Here is a 10,398-nt window from a genome sequence, read left to right as displayed (position 1 = left end):
CGAGCTTCGAGCCTCGAGCTGTGTTTCTGCTTTTGCCTCGAGCCTCGAGCTTCGAGCCTCGAGCTGTGTTTTTAGTATTTGAAGAATCCTCGTAACATTCTTCTGTACCTCTGAATTACAATGAATATCTTCAATGAGAAAAACGCTCGGCTGCCCAGAAATCAAGTTCTGATCCGTCACTTCCCCTATGTCACTGGAAAGAAAAAGATCATCTAAAAAATGAGAGGGTTGAAGAGAGCAATAATTTTTCTTAATAGCCTGAATACCAATGAGTTGAGGATATTCACTCATTTGGCAAAAGCTTGTTTGAATGTCATAAGAAATAAATGACAAACACAGCAAAAGGCTGGTTAGTTTTTGAACAAATTTCATAACTTTTCCCGAAAGGAAGAGATGTATTGAAAAAAAGACAGTTCAACCCATTAATTTAGACACATTTAAGGGGTTAAAGGTCAAAAGAATTCGCTCTTTTTCTATCAAAAATCTGGGTAGGAAAAAAGGAGAGTAATTGCGAAAAATGGTCCTTCGAGATCATCGTGTGCAACGAAAGTTCTCCCCATCATGCTTTTCTTGTAGTCGCCCGATTCATCGGGCAGTCCACGCAACGGCCCCATAAATGGGGCGACTACAAAACGAGCCTAACTTTCATAGCAAAGGGAAATCAAATTTGTATGTCAAAAACTTACTTCTTCTCAAGAATCCTATAAATTTCTTTTAGTCCCTTCAGCGTGAGATTAGAATCAAAGGACTGAACTTCTTCAAGGTCTGCTAAAAAGTAGGAAACGTACCCACCGGTTGCAACTACCTTGACATCTGTTTCAAAACCAGGAAAAACCTCAGATTTTAGCCTTTTAAGCAAAAATTTGACCATCCCGACAAAGCCCCAATAAATTCCTGATTGAATCGCCGATTGGGTGTCTCGTCCTAACACCTCATGGGGTTTGACAATATTGACCCAGGGTAAAAGCGCTGTTCGTTCATGCAAAATATCACGGCTAAGTCCCATTCCAGGAAGAATCACGCCTCCCAGATATTCCCCTCCGAAGGAAATCACATCAAAAGTCACGGCCGTTCCAAAATCGATCACAATCGCTGGCGTTCCATAATATTCGCGGACCCCAACCGCATTGGCAATGCGGTCTGTTCCAACCTGGTGAGGGTTTTTGTACAAAATTTTGAGTCCAATATCGAGATCGCTAGAGACAATCAGGGGTTTGATTTTAAAAAGAGTTTCGCAAAGAGATTCAAAAACTTGAGAAAGTTCAGGAACAACCGAGGCGAGAACAATTCCCTTAATCCCCTTCTGCTCTTTAAAACTTTCGGGAAGGCTCTTAAGATAAAAATCAGCATCCTTTTTAACGGTATTAATTCTCCAAAACTCTACGGGAACATGAGAATCTTTAAAAATCCCCATCACAACATTGGTATTGCCAATATCAATGGTGAGCACACGATCTGACATAGAAAATCTCCCAAACTCAATGAATAATTAAAAATTGAAAATGGATAATGATAAACTTAACTCTTTGCCCTAAGTGATACATCCCCACTCATAACTGATGCTATGAAACCATTTTCATTTCTCAAAAGCAAAGCCCCCTTTGAATCCGTTCCTAGAACAACTCCCTCTTCTTTTTTATCGCCTACGATAACTTCGACCCATTTCCCAACCAAAAAGGACCGCCTGGACCACTCTGCTAGGACCTGATCATAACATCCCTTGACTACCAAAAAATAAGTTGATTCTAATTCGCATAGCAACTTTCGCAAAATATCTTTACGATCAAGTTTTATTTTTGAGACAAGTGCCAAGGATTTTGCTATAGGCGCCAAATCATCTGAAAAATCCGACTCCTCCATATTAACATTGAGACCCATCCCTAAAATCAAATGTTTAATCTGATCTTGCTCACACTTCATCTCTGTTAAAATTCCAGCGATTTTCTTTCCATCAATATACACGTCATTGGGCCACTTAATCAAGGCATTGAATCCAAATCCTTCCAAAACTCTTGTCACTGCAACTGAACTCATGATGGTGATCAGGGAAACAAAACTCGGATCCAATCTTGGCCGAAGAACAACCGAAAACAAAATATTTTTTCCATGAGGGGACTGCCAAGAGCGCCCCATCCTTCCCCTTCCCTTTTCCTGATATTCGGCGACCACCACCGTTCCTTCACAAGCTCCCTCCTCAGCCAATCGATCCGCAACATCATTCGTCGAAGAGACTCGGTCATAATAATAAATCTTGCGCCCAATCACTTCAGTTCCTAAAGACCGTTCAATTTCATCCGGAAACAAACGATCTGGAGAAGAAAGCAACCGATACCCTAAACGAGGCAAGGCCTCAAATTCATAACCCAATTGCCTAAGGGTATCAATATGATTCCAAACCGCTGTCCTGGAAAACCCAAGCGCCTTAGCAATCTCTTCTCCGGAAACAAAATCAAAAACACGATTTTGGAAAAAGGCTAAAACCTCTCCCGTTCGATGATTCATACCACACCCAAAACTTCCAAACTCATATTGATTGCCCTTACTGAATGAGTCAGGGCTCCAATTGAAATTCGATCTACACCGGTTTTGGCATAGAGCTCAACTTGGTCTAACCCAATTCCTCCCGAGGCCTCCAGAATAATTTTATCTTTCCATTCTTCAACTACTTTTCTTACCTTTTCTGAATCCATATTATCTAGCAAAATAAAATTGGCTCCTAATAGAACTGCAGAACTCACATCTTCAGACCTTGTCACCTCAATACCTATTTGCGTATGAGGATGGTCTTTTTTCAAATGTTGAATACTCGTTTTCCAATCCTGAATTCCTAGGGAGTCCAAGACACATCGATGGTTATCCTTAATCAAGACCATTTCGTTGAGACCCATGCGATGATTGAATCCCCCTCCCAACCTTACCGCATACTTTTCCAAAACTCTTAACATTGGCGTCGTTTTTCGTGTATCATAAATCTTGACTCCGTAAGGCTTCACTTTTTCAACAAACGCCGCCGTCAAAGTCGCAATCCCTGAGAGTCGCTGGAGAAAATTCAAGGCCGTTCTCTCCGCTCTCAAAATATCTTGAGCAGGTCCCTTCACCAAACCAAATTTTCCCCCCTCTACACAATCCCCATCATTCACAGCCCAAAAAGATTTAATCTGAGGATTAAGTTTTTCTAGAATCCGATCCACAATAGGTAGACCTGCAACTCGACAAGGCTCCTTAGCAACCCATTCCGCTTCAAGAACGACATCGGAGGGAATAAAATATTCTGTTGTCAAATCCCCTGAACCGATATCCTCTTTTAAAGCACGAGCAATGATAGAATCAATTTCATCCCACGGAAGTTTTTCGTTTTTCATTTTTCACTCTTCACTTTTTTTATTTGATAAATCTTATCCCTGATCATCGCGGCTTGTTCAAATTCCATACACTCAGCCGCCTTTTTCATTTCACCCTCGAGCTCATAAATTAATTCATTTTTAGCATAGTCCGTCTCACTTTCGTGAGCCACATTTCTCAAGAATTCTTTGGCCTCATGATAAACCGAAAGACTTTCGTCCAAGGCTCTCTTGATTCCACGCGGGGTCATACCATGCGCTTGATTGTAGGCCGTCTGAATCTGGCGCCGACGATCCGTCTCCTGAATGGTTTTTCGAATAGATTCCGTTATTTGATCCGCATAAAAAATAACCTCACCTGAAATGTGCCGAGCCGCCCGTCCTGCAACCTGGATTAAAGAAGTCTGCGATCTCAAGAAACCTTCCTTATCTGCATCAAGGACGGCCACCAAAGAAACTTCAGGCAAATCTAAACCCTCTCTCAAAAGATTAATTCCAATCAAAACATCAAAATCACCTCTGCGAAGCCCTCTTAAAATATCGACTCGCTCAATCGCATCAATTTCAGAATGAAGATAACGGACTCTTATTTTAATTCTCTTCAAATAATCTGTCAAATCCTCGGCCATTTTTTTCGTGAGGGTGGTCACGAGTACTCGTTCTTTTTTCTCAGCACGAATCCGAATTTGTTCAATCAAATCATCGACCTGATGCTGCAAGGGTTTGATCGTAATCACAGGGTCCAAAAGCCCTGTTGGCCGAATAATTTGCTCAATCCAAATAGGTTGTTTCTCTAATTCATAAGAACCCGGCGTGGCCGATGCAAAAATGACTTGAGGGATCAGATTCTCAAACTCGTCAAATCTAAGCGGCCGATTATCCAAAGCAGAAGGGAGTCGAAACCCATATTCGACCAACGTCGTTTTCCGAGAACGATCGCCCTGATACATTCCCCTCACTTGAGGAAGAGTCACATGAGATTCATCTACAAAAATTAAAAAATCCTTTGGGAAAAAATCCAAAAGACAAGTGGGTCTTTCTCCCGCTTTGCGCCCGCTTAAATGGCGAGAGTAATTTTCAATCCCTTGACAATAACCAATCTCTTTTAACATTTCCATGTCAAATCGGGTTTTTGACTCCAAACGATGCGCTTCTAAAAGCTTCCCTTGAGACCTAAAATACTCTAATCGCTCTTTTAATTCTTCTTCAATAGCCTTCATCGCCCCCTCGAGCTTGCGATACGGACTCACAAAATGCTTCGCAGGAAAAATGGAAAGGGTTTCGATCTGGGCTTTAACATTTCCTGTCATCGCATCAATTTCAGAAATTTCTTCAATTTGATCTCCAAAGAGTTCGACACGATAGGCGGCTGAACCGTATGCCGGATAAATTTCGACCGTGTCCCCCCTGACCCTAAAACTCCCGCGTCGAAATTCAAAATCGCTCCGTTCATACTGAATATCGACAAGCCCCCTCAAAAGTTCGGAACGCTCTTTACGATCCCCGCGCGTGAGCTCAACCCCCATCTCTTCATAATCCTCTTTCGATCCCAAACCGTAGATGCAAGAGACACTGGCCACCACAATCACGTCACTTCTTGAAAGCAAGGAAGTCGTTGCTGAAAGCCTCAATCGCTCAATTTCTTCATTAATCGAAGCATCCTTTTCAATATACGTATCCGTCTGAGGGATATAAGCCTCCGGCTGGTAATAATCATAATAGCTAATAAAATATTCGACGGCGTTCTCTGGGAAAAAGCGTTTAAGTTCATTATAAAGCTGGGCTGCGAGAGTTTTATTATGAGAAATCACCAACGCGGGTTTCTGAACTTTTTTGATGACATTGGCCATGGTAAAGGTCTTACCTGAGCCCGTAACCCCTAAAAGGGTCAAGAATTTCTCTCCCTTTAAAATTCCCTCCGAAAGCTTTTCAATCGCCTGCGGCTGATCCCCTTGGGGCTCGTAATCCGAATGGAGTTTGAACATGGAGTGATGAATCCTTCATTCATATTTATCATAGACATTAATCATATAATCTGATTTAATCATATTATATGATTAAATTGACAGCAACAGAATTTGCTAGGAATTTTCGGAAGGTCTTAAACCAACTCGAATTTATGGGGGAAGAGGTGGTTATTGTACGTAATCATCATCCGGTTGCCCATATTATTCCCGGATCCCCTTACCTGACCGCCCTTGAGGCACTGGCAGACCTTTATCAAACCCTGCCTGAAAAAGCAGCCAAAAACTGGCTCAAACAAAGCCGTATTCCCAACACTGTTAAAGAAATTCGAAACCCATGGGCGTCTTAATTGATACTTGCATCTGGATTGATGTAGAACGCGGAAAACTATCGCCTGTGGATGTAGGTGCCTACACGAAGAAAGAACCGGTTTTCATCTCTCCTATCACGATTGCTGAACTGACCTATGGAACGGAGCAGGCAAAAGGCAACCGGGACCTCTATGAGCTACGCATGGCTACCTTGAGCCGCTTGCGAAAGAAACCTTCTTTGGCCATTGATACAACAACAGGAGAAATCTTTGGTCGGCTCGCGGCCTATTTATCTCAACAAAAGCGCGGACATCATTTTCGAATTCAAGATCTCTGGCTCGCCAGTCAAGCGATCCAACAAGACATGAAAATTCTCACCTACAACGAAAAAGATTTTTCAGACATTCCAGGGCTAAACTTAATACTGGTGAAACATTCACATTAAACTAAAAACACGCAATATTGCTAACTTTTAAACTTGAGTTCCTTCGCCAATTCCATTAAATCCTTTGCAAGAGAAACATACTCCTCTTGGGATATTCCAAAATAATCGTGAACAGAGTTATTGCGGGCCTCGAGACACTCCATCCATTTCTCAGGATCAGAAATGAGCTTTAATTTAGCAGATTCTCGAATGGCCGCCTTGGGTGACACAGCCTCTAAACCTTGCTCCTCTACAAAACGCTTTAAAATCCTCCATGCATATTCAATCACCATCTCAAAGGATTTCGCAACCGTCAGAAAGGAAAGATCCGTGGGTTGTGATTCGTACAATTGAATCGCTTCTTTCAAGAATTTATTTACCTCACGCCACTTTTGTTTGATGGACTCCATCCAGCACCCCCTTCAAATAAATAAAAGCCTTTTGATTTCCATCTAAAAAAAGAATCTCTTCCACCTTCAAATTGTCCAAAAACCAAGAAGGAGCCTGATTCAGATTCACCAAATCTACAGAACGAATGAGATTTTCACTTAACTCTCCAACTCCACACTTCACCTTTAAGAATTCGCGTCCAGAAATCGGCCTCGGATATCGAAAAATTCCAATGTCCCAGTCCGAATATTTCGAAGCCTTTTTCTGGGCCCTCGAACCAAATAACAAAACCACCATATCCTGATCTTGCTGGGTAAGCCAAGAGATTATTTTTTGGATTTCTTCAATATTTTCTATCGCTCTCTGTGACGGTAAAGAACGGAGAAGTTTAAGAGGATCTATTTCAAGAACGTGGGCCAGCTTAAAAAATGCATTTGAAAAAACGGTTTTGCCATGAAGAAATCCCAGAAGGGTGTTGCGATGGATATGATTTTGGGAAGCAAAAGCCGACAAGCTCCTAAACCCAAGATCGAGAAGCCTCCTCTTAAATACCTCTTCATCTAAGACATAACTCATAGCAAAGGTAGAATAGCAGAAAAAACAAGAATAGTCAAAAAAATATGCAAATTGAATATTTTTTTGACTAATCCCTTCAGAGAGAATATTGCTATGCAGTTTTTTTCCGTCTTTTAATGATGTTGACCAATGACCTTAAAGCCTGATTTACAGAATCATGATCTGGAAAAAATCTTGAGACATCAGGGTCAATGATCACAACATTGGTTCCTCCTAAATATCTCGCGGCATATTTTCCCTGAACACCCCTCTTAAAATCATATTCTTCAAGCATGTCCGGATCGCGTCGCATTCTCTTCATATTGCTTCCTTTCACTCTTTATTGCTTTTCTAGCGCTAATGATTCTAATCTTATGTTCTCTCTGTACATAAACAGCAACCAAAAGACGATTTTTATAAGAATTCCCAATTAAAATGAATCTATCTTCCTCGTCAGAATGCAAGGGATCATCGATCGTTAATGATAAAGTATCTTTAAAGACTGTGCTTGCCTCATCAAAAGATACACCATGAATTTCAATATTATTTTTTGCTTTGTTTGAATCCCATTCAAATAAAAGCATAGATTTATCCGTATCATCACAGCCGTTCAACAATGTCAGGTCAAACCAAATATTATTATCCCGCTTGTGCCTTTACAAACTCAAGATTTTTCTGAAGCTTTTCTTTCTGTAATTTCAAATCTTCTAGCTTTGCCTTTTCTTTTTGAACCACCTCGAGAGGGGCACGGCTGACAAAATTAGCATTGGAAAGCCTCCCCTCAACCCGCCCAACCTCAGTATCTATCCCATCCAATTGCTTCCGTAATCGAGCTTCCTCCGCCGCAAAATCAAAAAAACCTTCGATATCCATAAAAAGAGTTCCTAAGAGAGAAAGCCCTGAAGGCATGGGTTTTTGAGGCTTATAATTTAAATCCAAATCAAGGTTTGAAGCTTTTAAAAGACGTTGAATATCTTGAAACTGAGATTGAATAAGGGTTTCATCCTCGAGATTCGCAGGCTTAATCGCAAATTTTAATTCTTCACCCGGTTTAATCTGATACTCTGCCCTTAAATTGCGCCCCACACGAACAAGCTCATATTTCTTTTCTACCTGCTCAGAAGCTTTGCCATCCAACCAACTTTTCTTAGCCTTGGGCCAAGAACTGATCATAATGGAAGACATGGAGTCTGTTAAAAAATTCATCGCCTTTAAATTCTGCCAAATCTCTTCTGTAATGAAAGGCATGACCGGATGAAGCAGACGTAAAGATGTTTCTAAAACAGTTAATAACACCCGCTGCGTCCGCATCTTTTCTGGCGAATCAGGACCATACAAAATAGGTTTAATCACTTCTATATAGCGATCACAAAAATGATGCCAGAAAAAATCATACAACGTATGCGTTGCTTCATTAAATCGATATTTTTCTAAGGATCGTGTGACTTTCCCAATCACCTCATGTAATTTTCCTAAAATATAGCGGTCTTCAAGTGAAAGATCTTTGGGTTTTCGATCAAGAGGCGTCACTTTTGCCCCCTCCAAGGTCATCATTAAAAGTCTCGAGGCATTCCAAATTTTATTAGCAAAATTGCGGCCCATTTCAAATTTGTCTTTAGAGAGAAATACATCCTGGCCCTCAGCCGTCAACATCATCAGACTCATGCGTAGCGCATCAGTCCCATATTCATCAATGATTTCAATGGGATCAATGCTGTTACCAAGAGATTTGCTCATCTTGGCACCCGTATCATCCCTGACCGTTCCATGGATATAAACATGGGAAAAAGGCTTTTCTCCCATGAACTCAAAACCCGCCATAATCATTCGAGCGACCCAAAAGAAAATAATTTCCTGAGCGGTCATAAGAATAGATGTCGGATAATAAAAATTACGATCCTCATCCTCCTTAGGCCAATTCAAAGTTGAGAATGGCCAGAGCCAAGAAGAAAACCAGGTATCGAGAACATCTTCATCTTGTCTTAAATTGGATGAACCACAAGTTGGACATTTTGCAGGTCTTTGTTTTGCAACAATCACGCCTTTCTCGTCCATCCTCCCTCGTCCATCATTCTTCGACTGGTTTTTTTCTGTCGACTGTCGACTGTCGACTGTCGACTTGCCTGTCTCTTCCTGACAATATTGGCAATACCAAACCGGCAACCGATGTCCCCACCAAATCTGTCTGGAAATGCACCAATCACGGATATTCTTCATCCACCTTAAATAGACTTTGGTCCAACGGCGGGGATGAAATTTAATTTCTCTTTTTTCAACAGCTAAAATCGCCTTCTCAGCCAAAGGCTTCATCTTTACAAACCACTGAGGGGATAACCGAGGTTCAATCACGGTGTGACAGCGATAGCAATGCCCCACCGCATGTTGATGCGGAACCACTTTTTTAAGAAGCCCACTCTCGCGAAGATCTTCTAGAATGGCCTCTCGGCACTCAAAGCGGTCCATGCCTTCATAATCTTCACCTGCCCTCTCATTCATTCTCCCATCCCCGTTCATGACATTCATGGGAATAAGTTTATGTCTTAACCCCATTAAAAAATCATTGGGGTCATGAGCCGGTGTCACCTTCACCACTCCCGTTCCAAATTTGGGATCGACAAAATCATCTTCGATCACTGGAAGGACACGCTTGAGAATAGGAAGGATGACCTTTCGAGAACGAAGCGTTTGATAACGCTCATCCTTGGGGTTAATCGCAACGGCCACATCCCCTAACAATGTCTCAGGGCGAGTCGTTGCAACCGTTACAAATTCATGCGAGTTTTGAATGGGGTAGGCAATATAATAAAGACTCCCTAAGAGCTCTTGATGGGTCACTTCTTCATCGGACAAAGCGGTCTGACATCGCGGGCACCAATTCACAATATAGTCCCCTCGATAAATCAAACCCTTTGTATAGAGAGTCTCAAATACTTCACAAACCGCCTCGCTTAAACCCTCATCCATGGTAAAGCGAAGTCGACTCCAGTCACACGACGAACCTAATCTTTTCAATTGATTAATAATCGTATTTCCATATTTTTCACGCCATTCCCACACCCGATCTAAAAAAACATCTCGCCCTAAATCCCGTCGATGTTTCCCTTCTTTGGCCAACATCTTTTCAACCACATTCTGGGTCGCAATCCCGGCATGATCTGTCCCTGGAATCCAAAGGGCGTTCCAACCCTGCATTCTCTTAAAGCGAATCATGATATCCTGCAAGGTATTGTTTAAGGCATGCCCCATGTGAAGAATACCCGTAATATTCGGGGGAGGGATCACAATGGTAAAAGGTTTACCCCCTCGATTTTTGTCAGCCTTAAAAAATCCTTCATCTGACCAAAACGAGTACCATTTATTTTCAACTTCTTTGGGGGAATATTGCTTAGAAAGTTCCATATGGAATGCAGCT

At 41.7% G+C, this 10,398-nt stretch carries 12 protein-coding genes; 2 read left to right on the top strand and 10 right to left on the bottom strand.

What is annotated here, in order from left to right; translation table 11 throughout:
* The 5 genes from HYS07_09890 to uvrB all read right to left on the bottom strand — a co-directional run.
* Window positions 1-372 (bottom strand): hypothetical protein (locus HYS07_09890; protein ID MBI1871491.1); only part of this gene is annotated, 372 nt, incomplete at its 3' end.
* A gap of 310 nt (window positions 373-682) precedes the next feature.
* Window positions 683-1,462 carry a type III pantothenate kinase gene (locus tag HYS07_09885; protein MBI1871490.1) on the bottom strand — a complete coding sequence of 260 codons (780 nt, stop codon included), beginning with the start codon at window positions 1,460-1,462 and terminating at the stop codon, window positions 683-685.
* Between the two features lie 56 nt (window positions 1,463-1,518).
* Window positions 1,519-2,502 (bottom strand): biotin--[acetyl-CoA-carboxylase] ligase, encoded by a 984-nt coding sequence (locus tag HYS07_09880; GenBank protein MBI1871489.1) that lies wholly within the window; start codon window positions 2,500-2,502, stop codon window positions 1,519-1,521.
* On the bottom strand, window positions 2,499-3,362 hold the full coding sequence (nadC, locus tag HYS07_09875; protein ID MBI1871488.1) for a carboxylating nicotinate-nucleotide diphosphorylase: 864 nt from the start codon (window positions 3,360-3,362) through the stop codon (window positions 2,499-2,501). Before nadC ends, HYS07_09880 begins: the two co-directional genes overlap by 4 nt.
* Window positions 3,359-5,326 (bottom strand): excinuclease ABC subunit UvrB, encoded by a 1,968-nt coding sequence (uvrB, locus tag HYS07_09870; protein MBI1871487.1) that lies wholly within the window; start codon window positions 5,324-5,326, stop codon window positions 3,359-3,361. Before uvrB ends, nadC begins: the two co-directional genes overlap by 4 nt.
* A 68-nt stretch (window positions 5,327-5,394) precedes the next feature.
* Between uvrB and HYS07_09865 the strand changes: the two genes are divergently transcribed.
* Both HYS07_09865 and HYS07_09860 read left to right on the top strand, forming a co-directional pair.
* Window positions 5,395-5,655 (top strand): type II toxin-antitoxin system Phd/YefM family antitoxin, encoded by a 261-nt coding sequence (locus HYS07_09865; GenBank protein MBI1871486.1) that lies wholly within the window; start codon window positions 5,395-5,397, stop codon window positions 5,653-5,655.
* Window positions 5,643-6,062 (top strand): PIN domain-containing protein, encoded by a 420-nt coding sequence (locus HYS07_09860; GenBank protein MBI1871485.1) that lies wholly within the window; start codon window positions 5,643-5,645, stop codon window positions 6,060-6,062. Before HYS07_09865 ends, HYS07_09860 begins: the two co-directional genes overlap by 13 nt.
* 20 nt (window positions 6,063-6,082) lie before the next feature.
* Here HYS07_09860 and HYS07_09855 read toward each other — a convergent pair whose 3' ends face one another.
* From HYS07_09855 to HYS07_09835, 5 genes are all read right to left on the bottom strand, one after another.
* Window positions 6,083-6,451, bottom strand: coding sequence for a nucleotidyltransferase substrate binding protein (locus HYS07_09855; GenBank protein ID MBI1871484.1), 369 nt, complete (start codon window positions 6,449-6,451; stop codon window positions 6,083-6,085).
* Window positions 6,423-7,007, bottom strand: coding sequence for a nucleotidyltransferase domain-containing protein (locus tag HYS07_09850; GenBank protein MBI1871483.1), 585 nt, complete (start codon window positions 7,005-7,007; stop codon window positions 6,423-6,425). Before HYS07_09850 ends, HYS07_09855 begins: the two co-directional genes overlap by 29 nt.
* A 91-nt stretch (window positions 7,008-7,098) precedes the next feature.
* On the bottom strand, window positions 7,099-7,308 hold the full coding sequence (locus tag HYS07_09845) for a hypothetical protein (GenBank protein ID MBI1871482.1): 210 nt from the start codon (window positions 7,306-7,308) through the stop codon (window positions 7,099-7,101).
* Window positions 7,274-7,570: a BrnT family toxin gene (locus HYS07_09840; GenBank protein ID MBI1871481.1), complete on the bottom strand. Its 297-nt coding sequence runs from the start codon at window positions 7,568-7,570 to the stop codon at window positions 7,274-7,276. Before HYS07_09840 ends, HYS07_09845 begins: the two co-directional genes overlap by 35 nt.
* A gap of 55 nt (window positions 7,571-7,625) precedes the next feature.
* Window positions 7,626-10,385 (bottom strand): valine--tRNA ligase, encoded by a 2,760-nt coding sequence (locus HYS07_09835; GenBank protein MBI1871480.1) that lies wholly within the window; start codon window positions 10,383-10,385, stop codon window positions 7,626-7,628.
* Between the last annotated feature and the right edge of the window lie 13 nt (window positions 10,386-10,398).

The sequence above is a fragment of the Chlamydiota bacterium genome, from assembly GCA_016178055.1.
Classification (GTDB): Bacteria; Auribacterota; JACPWU01; order JACPWU01; family JACPWU01; genus JACOUC01.
This window is presented reverse-complemented; position numbering and strand designations above follow the sequence as displayed.

Bases quoted from the DNA above. Each gene is read 5' to 3' on its own strand.
- HYS07_09835 (MBI1871480.1), bottom strand. From the start codon at position 10,385: ATGGAACTTTCTAAGCAATATTCCCCCAAAGAAGTTGAAAATAAATGG.
- nadC (MBI1871488.1), bottom strand. From the start codon at position 3,362: ATGAAAAACGAAAAACTTCCGTGGGATGAAATTGATTCTATCATTGCT.
- HYS07_09855 (MBI1871484.1), bottom strand. From the start codon at position 6,451: ATGGAGTCCATCAAACAAAAGTGGCGTGAGGTAAATAAATTCTTGAAA.
- uvrB (MBI1871487.1), bottom strand. From the start codon at position 5,326: ATGTTCAAACTCCATTCGGATTACGAGCCCCAAGGGGATCAGCCGCAG.
- HYS07_09845 (MBI1871482.1), bottom strand. From the start codon at position 7,308: ATGAAGAGAATGCGACGCGATCCGGACATGCTTGAAGAATATGATTTT.
- HYS07_09860 (MBI1871485.1), top strand. From the start codon at position 5,643: ATGGGCGTCTTAATTGATACTTGCATCTGGATTGATGTAGAACGCGGA.
- HYS07_09865 (MBI1871486.1), top strand. From the start codon at position 5,395: ATGATTAAATTGACAGCAACAGAATTTGCTAGGAATTTTCGGAAGGTC.
- HYS07_09885 (MBI1871490.1), bottom strand. From the start codon at position 1,462: ATGTCAGATCGTGTGCTCACCATTGATATTGGCAATACCAATGTTGTG.
- HYS07_09840 (MBI1871481.1), bottom strand. From the start codon at position 7,570: ATGCTTTTATTTGAATGGGATTCAAACAAAGCAAAAAATAATATTGAA.
- HYS07_09880 (MBI1871489.1), bottom strand. From the start codon at position 2,502: ATGAATCATCGAACGGGAGAGGTTTTAGCCTTTTTCCAAAATCGTGTT.
- HYS07_09850 (MBI1871483.1), bottom strand. From the start codon at position 7,007: ATGAGTTATGTCTTAGATGAAGAGGTATTTAAGAGGAGGCTTCTCGAT.